Origin of the sequence: Winogradskyella sp., from assembly GCF_013042245.1 — a bacterium.
GTDB lineage: Bacteria > Bacteroidota > Bacteroidia > Flavobacteriales > Flavobacteriaceae > Winogradskyella.
Genome location: NZ_JABDQL010000025.1, coordinates 130,783 through 151,275 on the forward strand (window position 1 = coordinate 130,783; position 20,493 = coordinate 151,275).

Sequence of the window (20,493 nt, forward strand, 5' to 3'; positions counted from 1 at the left end):
TTGTTTAATGCAATTTGCATCTCTACACATTGACTTTTTTACTCCCTTTTTTAAGCTCAATGACTGTGATTTCTGGCCAGATGCCCACTCGTCCAGGAAATGCCAAATACCCAAATCCACGGTTTACATTAATATATTGACCCAACTCTTCATAAACGCCAGCCCAACGCTTGTAACGCCACTTAACTGGACTCCACTTAAACCATCCTGGAATTTCGATACCGAATTGCATACCATGTGTATGACCACTTAATGTTAAATGATAATGATAATCATCATTAACAACCTCAGCGTCCCAATGACTCGGGTCATGACTAAGTAAAACTTTAAAGTCCTTTTCATTGACTTGAGATTTTGCTTTCTGTAAATCACCTGCTTTTTTAAACCCACCTTTACCCCAATTTTCAACACCAATTAAGGCTATGCGTTCTCCTTTCTTTTCAATAAATCGATTTTCGTTTAGAAGTAAATCGAAACCTATATCCTTTTGAAGAGTTTTTAAATCTTCTAGGTTTTGTTGTTTTTCTTTTTCAGAAGTCCAACTGATGTAATCACCATAGTCGTGGTTTCCTAATACGGAATACAAACCATCTTTAGCTTTTAATTTATTGAACACAGAAACATAAGGTTCTAATTCTGTAGCTTTGTTATTAACCATATCCCCAGTAAATAAAATGACATCACTCTGTTGTTTATTGATTAAGTCTACGGCATATTTTACCTTATCCATATTATCGAAACTCCCAGAATGAATATCACTTATTTGTGTGAGTCTATAGCCATCAAAGGCTTCAGGTAAATCTTCAAAATGTAGTACATATTTTAAAACCTTGAAGTTATATTTTCCTTTATACATACCGTATAATATGGATACAAAAGGAATAGCTGCAAATCCTAGCCCAATCTGACTAATAAACTTTCGGCGTGAAGGTAAATAATTTAAATCTTGTCCATTCTCGCTACTTTGCATGAAATAACTGTAAATTCCTTGTGGAATTCGGAACACGTCTTCGGCAAACATGATGGTTATTAGAATGAGTTTTGGAACTACCATAGCTATCAAAAACCCAATAGCCAAACCGTGAGCTTGCGAAAAACCATCGCTTCTACTAAATCCAAAAAATTGATATACGAAATTACCTAAAAGAGCTATCGTAAAAACCCAATATAAAGCATACCACCAATTACTTTTTGTGATAGTCCGTAAAGACTGAAATGCATAATAATCTGCAATAACAAACACAATAATAAATATAAACCAGCGAATCATAATAGAATTATAATTGCCAAATTTACAAAGACAACCTTCTACTTATCTTACAAAAGTGTTAAAGGTTTTTAGCTGCAGATATTGAAGTGATTCTGCTTCGGTTTTATAATGAATTTGGTACGTTTTATTTGGCAATATATCGAAGAAATTATCACTGAAATGACCTTTGTGATTTGAATATAAAAATACATCTTTTTGAAGTGTTTCACTTTTTAAGTCAATATTAAAACCATCTGAAACTTTTTCAATCTCAGTTTCAATTTTAGCTTGATTTAGTTTTAAATTTTTAGGGCTTACAAAGTAAAAAAACGACGTCTGTCCATTAAATTCTGAGACTAAAACAGCCTTTTCTTTTTCGAATGTTATTCCGAACAAATCTTGAGAATTTATAAGTAAACTCGTATTTGCCTTTGCTGTTTTTTGGCTTGTATTTTCCCAAATAATAGTCCCTCCAAAATCCATAATTTTTAGCGACAAAATACCTGTAAAATCATCCAAACCATCATTTACTATCCAAGTTTCCAAGGTGTTATTTTCAACTTTTGAAGACACTAAAATATTCTCAAAGCTACGTTTGGCTTTATAATGCAATGCTTTCCAATTTCCCATAAAATCAATGCTAGACCAAGAAACTACGGGCCAACAATCGTTGAGTTGCCAATACAAAGTTCCCATATTGTATGGTCGAGAACGCCGTTGTGCTTCAAACCCCATCGTCATACCATGAGCTTGTAGCAATTGACTCATATACATGTAATCTTCTGGTTTTGTTGGCACCGGAAAGTCGCGCTGCATATACTCATTAATGAGCTGAAAACCTCTAATATGTTTTTGATGGTTTTTAAAACCCTTTGAAGAAATTTCTATACTATCATTAGGATTTATATACCGAATCGCTTCATAACTAGGAAAGGACTGAAATCCAAACTCGCTCATAAAACGTGGTACGTTTTCTTGAAGATGCTCAAACGGATACGCATCATGCCAAATCCACCAGTTATGCGCATCTCCCTCGGTTTTGTATTTAGGATTACCACGACCATATTTTGGGGACGTTTCCCAATAGTCAGTTTCTGTATATTTTAATACTGTATTTGGTAAAATAGAATCGAAAACCTTGAGATAATTATCCCAAATTTCTTCTTTCTCTGTTTTGCTTCTATCGGCTTGCCAACCCCAACGTTTCCAACCTTCTGAGTTTTCATTATTACCGCACCAGAGTGCAATAGATGCATGATTACGCAAACGCTTTACGTTATCAATAGCTTCTTGTTGCACATTTTCTAAGAAGGCTTTATCTCCAGGATACATGGCACAAGCAAACATAAAATCTTGCCAAACTAAAATGCCTTTATCATCGCATAAATCATAGAAAATATCATTCTCGTAAATGCCGCCACCCCAAACTCTGAGCATATTCATATTGGCTTTAACGACATCATTTAGTAATTTTTTGTAATGCTCATCTGTGACTTTGTTTTGAAAACTGTTTTGCGGAATGTAATTCGCACCTTTTGCATAAATAGGTTTGCCGTTTACTTTAAAATAAAAACTCTCGCCAAAACTGTCTTTTTCTGTAACTAACTCAATATCTCTAATACCATATTTAGTAGAAACGCTATCTAAAATTTTTTCACCCTCTTTTACAATGACTTTGATATCGTACAAATAGGGTTCTCCTAAATTATTTGGCCACCAGAGTTTTGGATTCTCTACTGTTAATGGTAAAAAAAGAGGCGAAAGTGGATTGGTCTCTGTAAATTTAAAATTCAAACTATCGTTCACATATATATGATAAGAGTAATCTGAATTAAAACCACCTTCCGAGATTAAATCTATAATTAAGTTGCTTATATTCTCATTAGTATGACCTTTAATAATATTTAGATCTTCAATTTTATAATCATCCCAACCTACCAACTTAATTAGCCGCCAAATACCGTACGTATTTAATTTTGGTCCCCAATCCCAACCGTATTGAAATTGCGCTTTTCTTGTGAAAATGCGTTCGCCTTCTGGTAATTCGTATGGTAACTTTTGATTTTCTTTTTCTTCGTATTTTGAAGTGGATTCAAACAAAATTCTCAATTCATTTTCAGACTTTAAAAGTGGTTTTACATCAACTTCAAATTCTCGAAATGCATTATTGGTTTTTAAGATGAGACTGTCATTCAAAAAAACAGAAGCGTACGTATCTAAACCTTCGAAATTGAGTTCTATATTTTTCTTATCTAGTATTTTTTTATCAACCAAAAAAGTGGTTCTATATTCCCAATCTTCTTGCGACACCCATTGCACCTCTTTTTCGTTATCGCCAATAAAAGGGTCTTCAATTAACTTATGGTTTAATAAATCTGAAAAGACATTTCCAGGAACAATTGCCGAATTCCAAACGGTATCCCCTACTTTTTTGAATTGCCATTTTTGATTCAATTCAATGGTAACTGGCACATCGTGTTTGGGTTGACAGCTAAAACAAATTAGAATGAGAAATAATAGAGATTTCTCGACAGGGCTAAAAATGATATTTCTATTTTGATATGGCATCTAAAATGGCTTTTATTTTGTTAATATCTGAAACGCTTTGTGTCATCCCAAATATGGAATTTTCTTGTTCAATTTTTACAGAAGCAGAGGCATGTACTTCTTGTAAACCAGCGGTTTTAAATTTTGATGCATTGTCTGCATTTACACCACCACCGGCTAAAATGGTAATTCTCCCGTTTGCGATTTTATTCAATTCTTTTAGCAAACTCAAACCTTCTTCTGCTGATGATTTTTGCCCTGAAGTCAGCACACGGTCAACACCTAAATCTATTAATTGCTCTAACGCTTCTTTTGGTTTTAGCACCTCATCAAACGCACGATGAAATGTAAATGGTAATGGTTTTGACAACTCAACCAATTCTTGTGTTCGTTTTAAATCTATGGTTTTATTATGATTTAAAACACCTAAAACAATACCCTGACAGCCTAAATCCTTACAGATTTTAATATCATTTTTAATAATTTGAAACTCGTTATCTGTATAAACAAAATCTCCACTTCGAGGACGAATTAAAACAAATATTTCAATCTCTAAATCCTTAATAACTTGCTTTAATAAGCCATATGATGGTGTGATGCCTCCTACTGATAACTCTTGACAAAGCTCTATCCGTTGTGCTTGTGCTGATTGCGCATTTTTTGCGGATTGGTATGAGTTGGCGCAGACTTCTAGTTTCATATTAGTTTTGATTCGTCACTTCGAGTGATTTTCGAGGTTCGATAAAATAGTATCGAGATGTTTCTGGTTCTCGATACATCACGCAAAAAGCGTGACACTCGAACTGACGTATTAATTAATTATAATTTCATCTATAAAGGTCCAAGCTTTATTGCCAGCACCTTGTTTTCCTTCTGGAATTGTCCCGTAGTTTTTTATAACTATTTCTATTCGGGTAACAACCGTAGGTTCTATTTTATAAGCATAATCAACTATCAAATCATGACTATCTTTAATAAGCTTTATATCATTGATTGTTCTTCCATCTTCTTGGAGTTTAAAACTAAAACCGATTTCCTCTGGCGCATAAATCCACTGCCCATTTCCATTATGAAATCGAGTGGAGATTGAGCTAATCTCCTTTGGTGTTGAAAAATCTATGATAACAACAATATCTTCTCCCCAAAAGCCCAACCATTCTTTATCACCGTAACGACTAACACTTCCACTAATCCCATTTATTAAGCCTTCTGCACCACTACCTGAATAGGCCTTATGCGGTTCTTTATCTATAGAAATTTTTGCGCCAACAGCTTTATGGAAATTAATGTTTTGAGAAAATATTTTGCCTAGTTTTTCTTCAGCATTAAAAACTGCAGCTTTTATTTCTAAACTTTTAGAAATAGGAATTTCAGCCTTATAAATTTCTGATTTTAAAGTTGGCTCATTACCGTCTAAAGTATAACGGATGTCTTTACCTTCAGTAAGTGTTTCTAATTTGTAAAATGACTCGTTGTTAATTGAAATCATTTCGCCGTTAATTTCATATAAGTGATTTGCATAATTGATCCCCAAAACGTATAGTCGCTTATGGAAATCTTCAACTCTAGTTACAAAATCTCTATAATTTTTATTTTCAGTATTTGTCCAAAGGACTTCACTCATAGCTAATATCCTTGGGAACGCCATATACTCTACTTGTTCTGAAGTTGGCATATATTCCGTCCAAACATTTCCTTGAACACCTATGATATATTTAGATTCTTCCTCGGTTAATTCATCTGGAATTGGATTAAAACTATATACTTTCTCTAATGGTAAATAACCACCAATAGCTGTGGGTTCATTTTCATTGTCGGACTGGTAATAATCAAAATAACAATGAGATGTTGGTGTCATGACAACATTATGTCCAGATTTTGCAGCTTCTACTGCACCACTTGTTCCACGCCAAGACATTACGGTTGCATTTGGCGCTAAACCCCCTTCAAGAATTTCGTCCCAACCGATAATCTGTTTGCCTTTAGAATTCAAATATTTTTCCATTCGGGTAATAAAATAATTCTGAAGTTCATGTTCATCCTTTAAACCTTCAGCCTTTATCCTAGCCTGACAATTTTTGCAAGTTTTCCATCGTGTTTTTGGTGCTTCATCACCTCCGATATGAATATACTCACTTGGGAAAAGTGCCACTACCTCGTCTAGTACATTTTCTATAAAATTAAACGTTTCATCCTTTGTGCAATAAATATCTTCAAAAACACCCCATTTTGTAGCTACTTCTACCTGTTCTCCAGTGCATCCTAATTCTGGGTATGCTGCAATGGCAGCCTGACTATGACCAGGCATTTCGATTTCTGGGATGACCGTAACAAATCTTTCCGCTGCATAGGCGACAACTTCTTTTACTTCTTCTTGGGTATAATACCCTCCATATTTTTTACCATCAAACTGATGTGGTTGGTCACTATAATGTCCCATAAGGGTTTCTTTTCTGTATGCTGCAACTTTTTGTAATTTCGGATACTTTTTAATTTCTATACGCCAACCTTGGTCTTCGGTCAGGTGCCAATGAAACGTATTCATTTTTAACATGGCTAGAGCATCGATATATTTCTTTATAAATTCAACAGGATACATATGTCGTGCTACATCGAGATGCATGCCTCGATATGAAAACTGAGGCTTGTCCGTTATGGTTAAAGCTTTTATTTTCAAACTATTTGACTTATACTCTTTCTCAATAAATTCGGCTGGAAGTAATTGGATTAAAGTTTGTACTGCATAAAAAGCACCTTTTGCTGAGCTTGCTTTTATTGTAATTTCCTCTGTATTAACAACTAAATTATAGGCTTCTAAATTTTTAATTGTCTTATCTAAAACAAACTTTATAGTATTTACTTCTCCAGTATTTCCCCCAAAAACTGGTGTTGTGATTGATTCCCAATATGCAACAGCAGGTTTAAGCTCTTCATCATAAACAAGGTTTGTATTAGAACTTAAAAGAAATTCGCCTTTGTTAATATTTAAAGTATTTGGTGCTGGAATTATTTGCGGGTCAATCGCTGACTGCTCATTCTCTTTACAAGCAATAATGCTTACTAACAAAAATAAAACAAGGCACTTTTTCTTGAAATTCATTTTAGTATCTTAGGTGCATTAAAATTAGTAATCTTTTGATGAATCCTAAATTTATTCCTGCTTTCCTTGGTATATTCTTGTTATTTGGATGTCAAAGTGAAAACTCAACCACAACAGCAAAAAAAGAACAAACGCTTATAAATTATGTCAATACATTTATCGGTACAGGTGGTCACGGTCATACCTACCCTGGCGCATCTGCACCTTTTGGTATGATGCAACTAGGGCCAGATACACGACTTGAAGGTTGGGATGGTTGCTCTGGTTACCATTATACGGATGAATATATTTACGGCTTTTCGCACACACATTTAAGTGGCACAGGTATTAGCGATTATGGCGATGTACTTTTAATGCCAACAAATCAACAAATTTTTAATAATGGTGCTGATGGAAAACTAGGATATCGTGCTCATTTTTCTCATGATAATGAATCTGCCCGGCCAGGATATTATAAAGTAAAATTAGATTCTACAAATATTGATGTCGAATTAACTGTATCCAAACGCAGTGGTATCCACAAATATCAATTTCCTTCTTCAGACAATCAATATGTAATTTTAGATTTAGTACATCGCGATAAAGTCTTAGACGCTAAAATTGAAAAAGTATCAAATACCGAAATTGTAGGTTACAGACATTCTGAAGCTTGGGCAAAAGACCAACGCTTATTTTACGCCATTAAAACCTCGCATCCATTCTCCGACGTGATGCAATCTCCTGAAAAAACAGGATTATCTGGCGGAAGACGCTCTGCTTTAAAATTTAACAACCCAAATAACGAACCTATATACATTAAGGTTGGTATTTCAGCAGTTGATATTGAAGGTGCACGTAAAAATCTAGAAGCTGAAATAGAAAATAAAGATTTTTCAGCTATTAAAAAAGAAGTACAAGATTATTGGGAACAACAACTTGAAAAAATAGTGATTGAAGATGATAATTTAGATAATAAAACCAACTTCTACTCCGCTTTGTATCATACCATGTTGGCACCGAATCGCTATCAAGATGTTGATGGACGTTACAGAGGTATGGATTTAGAAATTCATAATGCAGATTTTGACTACTACTCAGTATTCTCGCTTTGGGATACTTATCGTGCAGCGCATCCTCTTTACACCATTATTGAACAAGAAAAAACCAACGATTTTATAAATACGTTTTTAGCAAAATATGACGAAGGTGGAATTATGCCTATGTGGGATTTGGCAGGGAACTACACCGATTGCATGATTGGTTACCATGCTGTACCAGTAATTGCAGACGCTTACTTAAAAGGTATTAGAGATTATGACACTGAAAAAGCTTTTGAAGCTATGAAACATTCTGCCACTCGTGATAAATTTGGCCTTGAAGCATACAAAAAATACGGTTTTATTCCAGTTGATGAAGAAAGTGAATCGGTCTCTAAAACATTAGAATACGCCTATGACGATTGGACCATTGCACAAATGGCAAAAGACATGGGCAAAACAGAAGATTACAAAAATTACATTCAGCGTGCCCAGTATTACAAAAATGTGTTTGACCCAGAAAGCAAATTTATGCGTGGACGTTTTAGAAATACATGGTTTGCGCCTTTTGATCCTTATGAAGTAAATTTTAATTATACCGAAGCCAACTCATGGCAATACAGTTTTTATGTTCCACAAGACATTTCAGGATTTATAGAGTTATTAGGTGGTAAAGACCAACTTGAAAGTCAATTGGACGAGTTATTTACTGCAAAAACAGAAATATCAGGACGAAATCAGTCTGATATTACAGGATTAATAGGGCAATATGCGCATGGAAACGAACCTAGTCATCACATGGCGTACTTGTATAATTTTGTAAACAAACCACATAAAACTCAAGAACGCGTTTATCAGATTTTGACGGAATTGTACAATAATGACCCTGACGGCGTTTCTGGAAATGAAGATTGCGGTCAAATGAGTGCTTGGTATGTTTTAAGTTCAATGGGGTTTTATTCTGTCACACCTGGAAGCAATCAATATATTATTGGAACACCGCTTTTCGACAAAGCAACTATTAATTTAGAAAATGGCAAACAATTTACAGTTATTGCTAAAAATCGAAGTGAAACCAATATTTACATAGAAAGTGCAAAACTTAATGGTAATCCGTTAGAGGAAACATTAATCAAACACTCAGATATTATTGAAGGAGGAACTTTGGAATTCAAAATGACCAATCAACCTTCAACTTGGGGAACATCTGAAGGTAGCGAACCAATAACTGAAATCACGGAGCATATTATTTTGCCTTCACCATATATTGAAAAAGGTGATATTACATTTAGAGGTAGTACTGAAGTGGTTCTTAATACTTCTGAAAAAGATGCCCAAATTTTTTATGCTTTAGATGCTGAAGAATTTCAACCTTACGACAAACCGTTTACTGTTACAGAAGATACTAAAGTGAAATTATATTCTGAAAAAGGGGAATTAAAAAGTCCTGTTTTAGAAACACCTTTCTATAAAATTGACCCAAATTTGAGAATAACATTAGAAAGTGAATTTGCTAATCAATATTCCGCTGGTGGCAATGATGCGTTAATTGATGGGATTAGAAGTACAAAAAATTATAGAACAGGTAGTTGGCAAGGTTATCACAATCAAGATTTGGTTGTTATTGTAGACTTGGGTAAATTAAAGCCTATTTATAATTTGAAAGTAAATTTTCTACGTGACCAAGGTGCTTGGATATTTCTACCTAAATCGGTCGATGTATTGACATCTATTGATGGCAAAAAATTCAGGAAACATATTACATGGAATTTTCACACTAAAGAAAAAAATGACACTATAGACATCAAAACTGTTCATCTATCAAAATTGGGTAAAGCTAAATATGTAAAAGTCATTGCCAAAAAACTAGGCGATTTACCTCAATGGCACATTGGACATCCTATGAATGGAAAAAGCTGGATTTTTGCAGATGAGATTTCAATAAAATAAATTAACTAATAACTAATAAAAAATCATGAGTAACCAACAAACTAATAAATCGGCATTAACAACCTTAGTCACAGTCTTCTTTTTCTGGGGATTTATTGCTGCGTCAAACGGTGTGTTTATTCCGTTTTGTAAAACGTATTTCAATATCGACCAATTTCAATCACAATTAGTTGATTTTGCATTTTATGGTGCTTATTATATTGGTGCTTTAATGCTTTTTATTATTTCGAGTTCTATTAAAAAGGACATTGTCAATTCTTGGGGTTATAAAAAAGTGATTGTTAATGGATTGTTGCTTTCGGCAATTGGAGCTTTTGTCATGTATCCAGCAACTGCAGGTGCAGAGCAAGGACAAACTGCTGTTTTCTATTTTGTATTAATTGCTTTATTTATTGTTGGCCTTGGATTTTCATTACAACAAACAGGTGCAAACCCTTTTGCTATTGCACTTGGTCCAACAGAAACAGGTTCTCATCGTTTAAATCTCGCTGGCGGAATTAACTCTTTTGGAACAACTATTGGCCCTATTGTTGTGGCACTCGTTCTATTTGGAACAGCGTCTGTAAGTCCTGAAGAGTTAGTTGCTATGATTAAGAATAATAAAATCACCTTAACCACAGTACAGTTATTATATCTTGGTGTTGGAGGATTGTTTTTAGTTGCGGCAGCATTATTTCACTTTTCAAAAAAATTACCAGCACTTAAATCAGATACGCCGTTTGAGCCTGCCAACAAAGCGCGAAATCTATTGATTGTATTAACACTAATAATAATGGCTTGTTTTGGCTATATCTTTAGTACGTATTCGGGAGAAACCCAAGTATCAGAATCAGTTGAAAACATACGTTTAGTATTATTATTTGTTGCTTTAATAGCTGTGATTGCTTCAGTATTTATTGCTAATTCAAGAGCTACAAAAAAACCAGAAGGTTGGGGTGCGATGAAATACCCTCAACTCGTTTTAGGAATGTTAGCTATCTTCACCTATGTAGGTGTGGAAGTTACGATTCAGAGTAACTTAGGGGAGCTTCTAAAGACCGTTGCAGATAAAGTCAATAACTTAAACCCTTTAGGTCTCCCAGTTTTAAATGACGCCGGAATTGCACCTTTTATATCACTTTACTGGGGTGGTTTAATGATTGGTCGTTGGGTTGGTGCTATTACAGTATTCAACCCAAGTAAAGGATTAAAAAAGGTGTTATTAATCATTGTACCCTATATTGCTTTTGCGGTGATACTAATTGCTAATAGAGCTGGTGGAAAGAGCTTCTCTTCAGACGAAATTATATTCTTTGGCATCTGTGTTGCGGTACAAGTTGGTGGTTTCTTTTTAGCTAAAGACAATCCAGTAAAAACACTAAAAATATTTAGTTTACTTGGCGTTTTAGGCATGTTAGTAGGTTTATTCACAACAGGTAATTTGGCGTTATTCGCATTTTTATCTGGTGGATTGTTTTGTTCTATTATGTGGCCTTGTATTTTTACGTTGAGTATTGCAGGTTTAGGGAAATACACCTCTCAAGGTTCAGCATTTTTAATCATGATGATTTTAGGTGGTGCAATTATTCCTCCTCTTCAAGGTAAGCTTGCAGATATATTTAACATCCAATCGTCTTATTGGATTGCAGTTTTCTGCTTTGTATACTTATTATTCTATGCCTACAGAACAAAAACAGTATTAGACAAACAAGGCGTGACTTACTAATTCTAAATCAAAAAACATGGAACGTAGAAAGTTTATAAAAAATGCCTCATTAACTGGTGTTGGGTTGGCTGTTGGCACATCAGTATCTTCTTGCAGAAACCTGACAGAAAAAAAATCTATTCAAACAAAACCGAAAGAGAAGATGCCGATAGACATATCTAATTTTCCCATAGCCATATGTACATGGGGTTTTGTTAAGGCAAATGCTAAAGCTGGAGAAGCCTTGCTATCTGGAAAAAATGCATTAGATGCGGCTATTGAAGGTGTTGCTGTAGAAGAAGAAAACCTAAAGAACACCACCGTTGGAAAAGGTGGCGCGCCTGACCGTGAAGGCAACGTAACTTTAGATGCTTGTGTTATGGATAGTAATGGTGATTGTGGTGCTGTGGTTTGTGTTGGAGGCTATACCAATGTTGCTGCTTTGGCTAAGAAAGTAATGGAAGAAACGCCTCATGTAATGTTGGCTGGTAAAGGCGCTGAAGAATTTGCAAAAGTTCAGGGTTTTAAAAAAGAAAATCTTTTAACTGATGCTTCTAGAAAAGCGTGGGAAGAATGGAAAAAGTCTCCTGAATACAAACCCATAATTAATATAGAAAATCATGATACCATTGGTATGCTCTGCATCGACAAAGATGGGGATATAGCAGGCGCTTGCACAACTTCTGGCTTATCGTATAAAATGAAAGGTCGTGTAGGCGATTCACCAATAATAGGCTCAGGATTATTTGTTGATAACGAAATTGGTGGTGCAGCAGCAACCGGAATGGGGGAAGAAATTATGAAAACCGTTGGAAGTTTTTTAATTGTAGAATTAATGCGAAACGGTATAAGTCCTCAAGAAGCTTGTGAAGAGGCCGTAAATAGAATTGTTTCTAAAAACGATAGGTACAAAGATTTTCAAATTGCCTATATAGCTATAAATAAAGCTGGAAAAACTGGTGCCTATTGTATTCATCAAGGTTTTTCAATGATGAAATATCAAAATAAAAAGAACGAACGCATGGAGGTTGATTTTTTTAATAAAGTATAATTATCGCTAGGGTTTCGGTATAAGTTATAACTAAATTAGCTTTCGACTACATTGACTTCTCCCAATAGCTATCGGGATTCAACTTTAAATTAAAACCACTTCACTGTAAATCGCGCTAATTTTTCTTTATAATTACTATATGGCGGAAACAACAACTCCGTGATTCCAAATGTATGTTGCTTAACAATGGCACGCTCGTTACTAAATGCTTTAAAGCCATAATAACCGTGAGATTTTCCAATTCCGCTATTGTTTACACCTCCAAATGGTAAATTGTGGTTGGCGTAATGTATAATATTGTTGTTAATACATGTTCCCCCAGCTCTTGTATAACTAAGTAGTTTTTCAGTATTCCTTTTACTTTTACTATATATATAAAGTGCAAGTGGTCGTTCTTTAGAATTTACATAAGCAATAGCATCATCTATGGTTTTATAAGTTACCATAGGAAAGATAGGTCCAAAAATTTCTTCTTCTAATAACAACGCATTTTCCCCTAAACCTGAAACTATAGTCGGCGCTATATATTTTTTAGCTTTATCAGTTATATTCCCAAATTCAAAATTACCTCCATTATCTTCAGCATCTGTCAGAAGGGATTTAAGACGTTCAAAATGTTTTGGTGTCACAATACGCGCATAAGAACTAGACTCTTTTGGATTATTGCTGTAAAAGGCTTTTAACACATTTTTACATTCTTCAATAAATTGATTTTTGACGTTCTGCTGTACTAAAGCATAATCGGGTGATATACAAATCTGTCCGCAATTCATAAACTTACCCCACATAATTTTTTTTGCAGCTGTTTTTAGGTTAGCAGTTTCATCAATTATTGTTGGTGACTTACCGCCTAATTCTAAAGTTACAGATGCTAAATGCTCTGCAGCGGCTTTCATAATAATTTTACCAACGGTTGGCGAGCCTGTAAAAAAGATATGATTAAATGGTAGTTTTAATAAGTCTGTAGATGTTTGCACTTCACCTTCAACTAAAGCGACTTCTTCTTCACTGAAAACAGTGTCAACAATTTTTTTCATCAATGCAGAAGAATGTGGTGTCATTTCCGATGGTTTTATGATTGCAGTGTTGCCAGCAGAAATAGCTGATATCAATGGGCCAAAGGTTAAATTAAAAGGGAAATTCCATGGCGAAATAATTAGGCAAACACCTTTAGCTTCGTACTTAATATAGGATGACGCACCTAACATTGACAATGGTGTTTTTACTTTTTTGTTACGCATCCATTTGTGCAAATAGTTTTTTGCATGCTTAATGTCTCCTACTATCTGGTAAATTTCAGTCATTTCAGACTCCACATATGGTTTACCTAAATCTTTTAATAATGCTTCTTTAATTTCCTCTCTAAAGGTAATTTCTATAGCTCGTTGAAGTGCACTCAACTTCTTAATTCTCTGATTATAAGCGCCATTAGAGACTTTAAACTGATTGTTTTTTTGCTTTATGAATAGATTATAATATGGATTATTGGTGTTTTCTGTCATTATATAGTATTGATTTTAAAAGGCTAAGGGAAGAAACTATATATTTCACCGATATTTTAGACAATTACTATCCGTGGATCTAAAAGTGTCCCTTTTTGGTCTAAAAATTTCTTTTTAAGACATAATCCTCGCTTATGTTTGTACCGTTGTTAAAAATAAGAACAATAAAACAAATTAAAAACTTAATTCTATTACTAGTCTTTTTAACTCTACCTTTAGTAGGGTTAGCACAGACTGAAAAGCCTGTGTCGGTAGATGTGGACTACCCAATTAATTTGCGCTCTAATTATTCTTAAAATTTAATCATTACAATTCTCGCAATAATTAGCTCTTAGGTAATCATCCTTTAGAAGCTGAAATGTCACTCCATCTTTATCGGGAGAATCAAATAATTGACAATATCGTTTTTTATTAAGATTGACCGCATTAAGCATGATAGCGCGATATGTTTCAGTTTTAGTAAGATCCTTATTTATTAGTGTTAGATTTAGATAGTAAAATAACAAATCCTCGTCAACCTCAATTTGTCTTGCCTTATCGGATAACAGTTCTGCAGCTGATTCGACGTTTGCATAATATGATAAAAACTGTGCCAAACTGAAATAATCAAAATCTGTAAGTGGTACTTTCTTGTATATTGATTTAATATGATTAACTGATTTATCCTTATTAGCATAATCTCTTTTACGATTAAAATTTTCACTCTGTATGATATGAAAATTAATCAGCATCCTATTAATTAATGCTTTTGAAATTTTATAATTCTCAAGATTATAAATTTCATCTTTAAATAAATCTGGATTTACCTTTTCGATATTATAACGCCATATCTTAAATTTTATAGCCGCTAAGTTGTATCTAATCTTAGGGTTTTTAGGATCTAACTTTTTTAGTGCTTCAAGTTCATTTCTGACAATAATAATTTGTCTTTCATTTAGTTGGTATTTAATAGCACTATTCTTGTTTAAAAAATTAACAAAATTTAGCTGCATCGGTACTTCGAGCTGTTTTAAAATATCTGGTGATACTTCGCTGTTTTTTAACTTTTCGAAAAGAGAATTCTGAATTGTATTAGCTTCATCTAATTGATTTTCTTTGATAGATTGATTAAATAATGACGCCAATTGGTGTGCTGGCATAGTTTTATACTTGTCCTTTTTCTCCAATTCTAATGTTATTAAAGCCTTACGATGGTTTTTTAAATAGGGTTCCATTTCACTTGAGAATGCCCCAACCAATTTTGCTTTTATTTGTGTCTTACTTAGTGACTTTAAACTTTCGTATTTAGTACCTTCAATATCATTTAAGAATTCAACCCAATTTTCTGAAGAAGATATACTGGTTTTAATTGTGGGCTTTTGGTACGTTTGTATGGCTTTTGCAATACTGTTAGCGCGTCCTTCTTGTAATTCTACATTTCGTTCTAAACTTCCTTCAACAGAAGCATATGCTTTGATATTAATTGTTTTTATATTAAAATCTGTAAGATTTAAGGAGTCGTAAACTGGCTTAATATCCTCTGGAGAATACACTGATTTATTCTTATCAAAAGGTATTTTAAACTTTAAAGTTTTGTATCTAATCTTTACATTTTCTTCGCCCTCACTTATTAATTTTTGATTGTTGAAACTTACAGAATCTAAATACATACCCATATCCAATAAATCCAATTTATAGGCTTTTAGGTTATATATCACTTGATATCTACACAAAGTCTTATTGCCTAAAAACAGGATATTATACTCTAACTCTTTTTCTTTAAGTTCTGAAGGAATTTTACCAACTAACACTTTAAATCTGTCTTTTCCATTTACCCGTAAACCACTTTTAAGGCGTTGTGCATAAACAGGCTTTAGCAGTGTTCCGTTTATTTGACCTCTTTCAATTGAGACAATGTCACAACTATAAATATCTTTTGCAACTACATCAATGGCTAAACCATCAGTAGAGTTTTTGAATAGTTGATTAAACCATTTTTTGTCGTTAGTTTCAAAATATAAGCTGCCATTTTCATTTATTATAGAAAACTTTACCTCTTTTGGTTTTTGACCAAAAACTCTGAAACAATTATTACAAGCTTTATGACGTTCTGCTACTGTTTTTGGGAATACAATTCTATAATTATCTTCTTGAGAAAGAGAGAAGTTAGCTATAAATAAAAAAATAAAAGTTGAGAGGATGTATTTTAAATTCATCTTGTACTATATTTCTGAAACTTAAAAATAGTAAATTGTAATTACTATCAATAATATAAAAATCTATTATTTTGAATTTGAATGTCGGTAATATGTCATAAATTGATTTTAATTTAATTTATAGCGTTGAGTACTTCGACTATGCTCAGCATAAACTAAAGTCGAAATGTATTAAAATCAAGTGCTTATATTTCTCGACTGTCGCTCGAAAATAGAGAAAATCAGGTTTATTTTTAGCTTATGATAGTTAGCGTATATACAAATTTTTAATTTAAATAAATTACTTTTGTTTACAAGTACATGGATTTTATTTTAAAAAGCATATCGTACGTTTTGCATCCGCTAATAATGCCTTTATTAGGTGTACTGTTTTACTTTTCTAAGACGCCACGGTTTATTCCAGAGCCTGTTAGTCAAGCCAAAATATTTTCAACGGTTTTACTTACTATTATTCTGCCAGTTCTTGTCTATTATTTATTAAAAACTTTAAATAAAGTAGATAGTATTTATCTAAAATCTACTAATGAACGGAAGCTTCCTTTATTGATTAATTTTTTTATAATTTCTTTAATGATTACTCGAGTATTCCCCTTAAATGAAATTGAAGAATTATACTATTTTTTCATTGGAATTTTAGCATCTACACTTCTATGTTTTATACTTGCTATTTTTAAGATAAAGGCAAGTATACACATGCTAGCAGCTTCTGGATTTTTTATGTTCGCTGTTGCGTTAAGTATTCATTTTCAAATAAACATAAACGGAACCATTGCTTTAATGATGATTTTACTAGGTGCCATAGCAACATCCCGCTTACATCTTAAAGCGCACACCTATCCCGAGTTGTTAATTGGGAGTCTTACAGGGTTATTACCGCAGCTTTTTTTACTTAAGCTTTGGTTATAATATATAGAACATAATCCCAACTTTAACTGCCCTAGAATCTATGGTTTGACCATCTATCTGAGTGCTTTCATAAAAAATTGAGTTTAGTCCATAATACAAATTGAAATTCCATGTGCCATAACCAGCACTTAATGTTAATCCGCATTGAAGTCGATTAAAGACATCTAGGTTTGAAAGTTTTACATCCTGTAAACTACTACGAAGTTTTGTAGAATTGTAAACTAAATAACTGAATTTAAAACCTGAATAAATCCTCCAAAACTTAAATTTTTCAGGATTCGACGTTCTCCAGCGCAATTCAACTGGAACATCGATTAAATATGTAGTAAACTTATTTTTTGTAACATTTCCTAAATTGGTAGCATCTGTAGAAAAACTAATAGTCCCAGAGTCCTGTGTTATATATAAATCCTGATTGTAAGAGTTAGAGGAAACACCTAGACCTAAACCAATAGCCCAATTTCTTTTTTGATTAAATGGCATATCCCTAATAAAACCAAAATGAAACCCTGTAGAAAAATCGCTTTGTGAAACTCTTTCTGGGTTATTAACTAATAGATTGTAAGTAATAGATGCATAAAACTGATCTTCACGATATTTATTATCTATGGTTTCACTTAGATTATCTTGCACTTGTGCCAGTGAAAACATGGACCATGCAGAAAACAACATATATAGATAATATCTCATAATGTAAAGCTAAAAAAAATTAGACTACTTTAAGTTTAAAGCATAAAAAAGCGCTATGATAGTATCATAACGCTTTTTTAAAATTAAGGTTATTATCTAGTCATCTTGACTAACGCTAGTTACATACATTATCTTTAATGCATTAGCTTCACGAAGTTCTTGTTTAACATCAGATATAATACCAGCATTGGTATTTTCATCAACTTTCAAAGCAACGACAACTCTATCTTTTAATTCTTCATTAAGAGTTGCTATATATTCAAAAACTGCAGGTTGTATTGCATCCAAACTAACAAAAGCATCATTAATTTGAATACGTCCTTCTGTTCCTAAATTCTTGTATTGAGAATTAGGCTTCCCTGCGTAGATAAACATAGTTCTGTCTTTCTTAAGCTTTTCAACCTGATTTGCAGCAGGAAGGGTGTTTTCTACCATTGTAGTGTTATCTCTCATTACGGTTGCTACCATAAAAAAGAATAATAACATAAATACAATGTCTGGTAAAGATGCCGTCGATATCGCCGGTAATTCACCACCTTTTTTCTTCTTAAACTTAGACATACTATTAACTTTTATCAGGTTCTGCTTCAGAAAGCTTCATAGGGAACATTTTCTTAATCCTCTCTATATCCTCATTAAGCTTTTCGTCTTTATTAAACTGATTCTTTTCTTTTTCTTCAAGCATGGAAGCAAATGAACGGTTAAATAAACGTTGTGCTTCTCTATTTCTTAGAAAGTTGTAAGCTGCTACTAACTCATTTTGCACTTGGATGTAAGTACCATAACTAGTTTCCCTATCGTGCTTAAGTGTTATAATTGCTTTATCTGGATGATCAGAAGATGCTTCATCTCGTTTACCTCTACAGTAATCGCAAGACTCACCTTCAGGATTTACGCCTCCTCCATTATCCAAGAACTCAATAGCTGCTTGTCTTAGGTCTTTGATATCCATAATTTCTTCCTCAACCAATAATCTATTTTGTCTATCTACCAAAATAGTAAATAGATTTTTCTGCTTAATTATTGGAGGCTCGGTCTCTGTATCGTCAATCGGCGGTAAGCTTCTTAAAATACCTTTATCCTTCTCGATTGTTGTTGTAACTAAGAAAAATATCAATAGTAAGAAAGCAATGTCAGCCATTGAACCCGCGTTAACTTCTGGTGCTGCTCTTTTTGCCATAATTTACTATTTACTTAATATTTTTTTAACGCCTGAGAAAATCATTGAAACGGCTGCTACAGCTAATAATATATAAAATGCTGTTAATCCAGCGCCTACCATTTGAGACTGCCCTTCAGTTGCTATACCATCTTGCAATTTATAAGCTCTTGTGTCTCCACCAGAAACTACATAAGATACAATAAGCACCAATGCAAATGCACCAACTCCTATTAGGGTATTTTTTAAACCTGAAGGATTTATCATTATATTTCTAAAAATGAAAAATACAACAGCTGCAACCACGGCAATTAATATTGCATAGGCCGTATAAGCCATAGGGTCTACTAAACCTGCTTCTTCACCGCTCTTAATAACATCGTCCCCAGCTGAAATAATTCTTACCAAAAAAATTATACCTAGGACGCCTATTACAGCAGCTACTATTTTTAATATTCTGTGCATATCTATTTCTTATTTTTTGTGTCTAACTAATAAATCCATCAAAGTGATTGATGAATCTTCCATATCATTAACTATGCTATCAATCTTAGCGATGATGTAATTGTAGAAAATTTGAAGAATAATAGCCACAATAAGACCAAATACTGTTGTTAAAAGTGCTACTTTAATACCGCCTGCTACTAAAGAAGGTTGCATATCACCAGCTGCTTCAATTTTATCAAAGGCTTGAATCATACCAATTACAGTACCCATAAAACCAAGCATTGGTGCTAATGCAATAAATAATGATATCCAAGATACATTCTTTTCTAATTGTCCCATTTGCACACCACCATAAGCTACAACAGCTTTCTCAGCAGCATCAATATCTTCATCTGCTCTATCTAAACCTTGATAGAATATAGAAGCAACAGGGCCTTTTGTATTTCTACAAACTTCCTTAGCAGCTTCAATACCTCCAGATGCTAAAGCGTCTTCAACATTTTGAGTTAATTTTTTGCTATTTGTTGTAGATAGGTTTAAAAAGATAATTCTTTCGATAGCGATAGCTAGACCTAGAATTAAACATAATAAAACAATCCCCATAAATCCAGGACCACCTTCAATAAATCTCTTTTTTAATTCTTGATGAAACCCTAAATCTTCAGTTTCTGCTGTGTCATCTTGGGCTACATTTGCAACAGTTATTGTTGCGGCTGCTACGGTTGTTGTTGCATTTGCATTAACAGTTCCGATAACCATTAAACATGTAACGGCTAGGATAGAAAATAATCTTTTCATTGTCTTGAATCTTAATTTTATTAGTTAAAGTGTTAAAGATAAAAAAAATATGTAACAATTTAATGAAACATCAGCAGAGAGGAAGGGATTCGAACCCTCGATACCCTTTTGGAGTATACACACTTTCCAGGCGTGCGCCTTCGACCACTCGGCCACCTCTCTGTAGGTTATTAAAAATTACAGGACGTGAAATAACAAA

15 protein-coding genes and 1 tRNA gene are annotated in these 20,493 nt (G+C 33.6%); 4 read left to right on the forward strand and 12 right to left on the reverse strand.

The annotated features are described in order from the left end of the window. Positions 1-22 precede the first annotated feature (22 nt). The 4 genes from HKP48_RS02590 to HKP48_RS02605 form a co-directional block, all read right to left on the reverse strand. Positions 23-1,270: a metallophosphoesterase gene (locus tag HKP48_RS02590; RefSeq protein ID WP_296342496.1), complete on the reverse strand. Its 1,248-nt coding sequence runs from the start codon at positions 1,268-1,270 to the stop codon at positions 23-25. A gap of 42 nt (positions 1,271-1,312) precedes the next feature. Next, complete coding sequence (locus tag HKP48_RS02595; RefSeq protein WP_296342498.1) at positions 1,313-3,721, reverse strand: glycoside hydrolase family 2 protein; 2,409 nt, start codon at positions 3,719-3,721, stop codon at positions 1,313-1,315. Positions 3,722-3,800: 79 nt separating this feature from the next. After that, on the reverse strand, positions 3,801-4,496 hold the full coding sequence (locus HKP48_RS02600; protein ID WP_296342500.1) for a copper homeostasis protein CutC: 696 nt from the start codon (positions 4,494-4,496) through the stop codon (positions 3,801-3,803). 111 nt (positions 4,497-4,607) lie between these two features. Next, positions 4,608-6,896 carry a family 20 glycosylhydrolase gene (locus HKP48_RS02605; protein WP_296342502.1) on the reverse strand — a complete coding sequence of 763 codons (2,289 nt, stop codon included), beginning with the start codon at positions 6,894-6,896 and terminating at the stop codon, positions 4,608-4,610. 38 nt (positions 6,897-6,934) lie between these two features. Here HKP48_RS02605 and HKP48_RS02610 point away from each other — a divergent pair, with 38 nt between their 5' ends. Genes HKP48_RS02610 through HKP48_RS02620 form a run of 3 tightly spaced genes read left to right on the forward strand, consistent with a single transcriptional unit; the run spans position 6,935 to position 12,597 of the window. Beyond that, a complete protein-coding gene (locus HKP48_RS02610; protein WP_296342504.1) occupies positions 6,935-9,862 on the forward strand; it encodes a GH92 family glycosyl hydrolase in 2,928 nt (975 codons plus the stop codon). A gap of 25 nt (positions 9,863-9,887) precedes the next feature. Further along, positions 9,888-11,567, forward strand: a complete 1,680-nt coding sequence (locus HKP48_RS02615; protein WP_296342506.1) for an MFS transporter — start codon at positions 9,888-9,890, stop codon at positions 11,565-11,567. 16 nt (positions 11,568-11,583) lie between these two features. After that, positions 11,584-12,597: a N(4)-(beta-N-acetylglucosaminyl)-L-asparaginase gene (locus tag HKP48_RS02620; RefSeq protein ID WP_296342509.1), complete on the forward strand. Its 1,014-nt coding sequence runs from the start codon at positions 11,584-11,586 to the stop codon at positions 12,595-12,597. An 89-nt stretch (positions 12,598-12,686) separates the two neighbouring features. On the opposite strand, the gene HKP48_RS02625 is transcribed toward HKP48_RS02620, so the two are convergent. Then, the gene (locus HKP48_RS02625) at positions 12,687-14,099 is read right to left on the reverse strand and encodes an aldehyde dehydrogenase family protein (protein ID WP_296342511.1); all 1,413 of its coding nucleotides are present in this window, start codon (positions 14,097-14,099) and stop codon (positions 12,687-12,689) included. A 299-nt stretch (positions 14,100-14,398) separates the two neighbouring features. After that, entirely contained in the window at positions 14,399-16,294 is a 1,896-nt protein-coding gene (locus HKP48_RS02630) for a hypothetical protein (RefSeq protein ID WP_296342513.1), read from the reverse strand. Between the two features lie 300 nt (positions 16,295-16,594). Here HKP48_RS02630 and HKP48_RS02635 point away from each other — a divergent pair, with 300 nt between their 5' ends. Next, a complete protein-coding gene (locus tag HKP48_RS02635; RefSeq protein WP_296342516.1) occupies positions 16,595-17,200 on the forward strand; it encodes a hypothetical protein in 606 nt (201 codons plus the stop codon). Here HKP48_RS02635 and HKP48_RS02640 read toward each other — a convergent pair. From HKP48_RS02640 to HKP48_RS02665, 6 genes are all read right to left on the reverse strand, one after another. After that, positions 17,195-17,890, reverse strand: coding sequence for a porin family protein (locus HKP48_RS02640; protein ID WP_296342518.1), 696 nt, complete (start codon positions 17,888-17,890; stop codon positions 17,195-17,197). The genes HKP48_RS02635 and HKP48_RS02640 overlap by 6 nt on opposite strands. A gap of 96 nt (positions 17,891-17,986) precedes the next feature. Continuing rightward, entirely contained in the window at positions 17,987-18,451 is a 465-nt protein-coding gene (locus tag HKP48_RS02645; protein ID WP_296342520.1) for a biopolymer transporter ExbD, read from the reverse strand. Between the two features lie 4 nt (positions 18,452-18,455). Then, on the reverse strand, positions 18,456-19,070 hold the full coding sequence (locus HKP48_RS02650; RefSeq protein WP_296342522.1) for a biopolymer transporter ExbD: 615 nt from the start codon (positions 19,068-19,070) through the stop codon (positions 18,456-18,458). Positions 19,071-19,076: 6 nt separating this feature from the next. After that, on the reverse strand, positions 19,077-19,514 hold the full coding sequence (locus HKP48_RS02655) for a hypothetical protein (protein WP_296342525.1): 438 nt from the start codon (positions 19,512-19,514) through the stop codon (positions 19,077-19,079). A gap of 9 nt (positions 19,515-19,523) precedes the next feature. Then, positions 19,524-20,294: a MotA/TolQ/ExbB proton channel family protein gene (locus tag HKP48_RS02660; RefSeq protein WP_296342526.1), complete on the reverse strand. Its 771-nt coding sequence runs from the start codon at positions 20,292-20,294 to the stop codon at positions 19,524-19,526. Between the two features lie 74 nt (positions 20,295-20,368). Then, a tRNA-Ser gene (locus HKP48_RS02665) sits at positions 20,369-20,456 on the reverse strand. Between the last annotated feature and the right edge of the window lie 37 nt (positions 20,457-20,493).

Bases quoted from the DNA above. Each gene is read 5' to 3' on its own strand.
- HKP48_RS02590 (WP_296342496.1), bottom strand. From the start codon at position 1,270: ATGATTCGCTGGTTTATATTTATTATTGTGTTTGTTATTGCAGATTAT.
- HKP48_RS02600 (WP_296342500.1), bottom strand. From the start codon at position 4,496: ATGAAACTAGAAGTCTGCGCCAACTCATACCAATCCGCAAAAAATGCG.
- HKP48_RS02605 (WP_296342502.1), bottom strand. From the start codon at position 6,896: ATGAATTTCAAGAAAAAGTGCCTTGTTTTATTTTTGTTAGTAAGCATT.
- HKP48_RS02610 (WP_296342504.1), top strand. From the start codon at position 6,935: ATGAATCCTAAATTTATTCCTGCTTTCCTTGGTATATTCTTGTTATTT.
- HKP48_RS02615 (WP_296342506.1), top strand. From the start codon at position 9,888: ATGAGTAACCAACAAACTAATAAATCGGCATTAACAACCTTAGTCACA.
- HKP48_RS02620 (WP_296342509.1), top strand. From the start codon at position 11,584: ATGGAACGTAGAAAGTTTATAAAAAATGCCTCATTAACTGGTGTTGGG.
- HKP48_RS02625 (WP_296342511.1), bottom strand. From the start codon at position 14,099: ATGACAGAAAACACCAATAATCCATATTATAATCTATTCATAAAGCAA.
- HKP48_RS02630 (WP_296342513.1), bottom strand. From the start codon at position 16,294: ATGAATTTAAAATACATCCTCTCAACTTTTATTTTTTTATTTATAGCT.
- HKP48_RS02635 (WP_296342516.1), top strand. From the start codon at position 16,595: ATGGATTTTATTTTAAAAAGCATATCGTACGTTTTGCATCCGCTAATA.
- HKP48_RS02640 (WP_296342518.1), bottom strand. From the start codon at position 17,890: ATGAGATATTATCTATATATGTTGTTTTCTGCATGGTCCATGTTTTCA.
- HKP48_RS02645 (WP_296342520.1), bottom strand. From the start codon at position 18,451: ATGTCTAAGTTTAAGAAGAAAAAAGGTGGTGAATTACCGGCGATATCG.
- HKP48_RS02650 (WP_296342522.1), bottom strand. From the start codon at position 19,070: ATGGCAAAAAGAGCAGCACCAGAAGTTAACGCGGGTTCAATGGCTGAC.
- HKP48_RS02655 (WP_296342525.1), bottom strand. From the start codon at position 19,514: ATGCACAGAATATTAAAAATAGTAGCTGCTGTAATAGGCGTCCTAGGT.
- HKP48_RS02660 (WP_296342526.1), bottom strand. From the start codon at position 20,294: ATGAAAAGATTATTTTCTATCCTAGCCGTTACATGTTTAATGGTTATC.